At 54.5% G+C, this 255-nt stretch carries 1 rRNA gene; it reads left to right on the forward strand.

The features are described from left to right. A 16S ribosomal RNA gene (locus KJS57_RS26230) occupies positions 1-255 on the forward strand; the annotation flags it as partial.

Here is a 255-nt window from a genome sequence, read left to right on the forward strand (position 1 = left end):
TCGGTTGGGCACTCTAGAGTGACTGCCGGTGACAAACCGGAGGAAGGTGGGGATGACGTCAAATCATCATGCCCCTTATGACCTGGGCTACACACGTACTACAATGGCCGATACAACGGGAAGCGAAATCGCGAGATGGAGCGAATCCTATCAAAGTCGGTCTCAGTTCGGATTGCAGGCTGCAACTCGCCTGCATGAAGTCGGAATTGCTAGTAATCGCGGATCAGCATGCCGCGGTGAATACGTTCCCGGGTC

Source organism: Paenibacillus vini, from assembly GCF_018403325.1.
Taxonomy (GTDB): Bacteria; Bacillota; Bacilli; order Paenibacillales; family Paenibacillaceae; genus Fontibacillus; species Fontibacillus vini.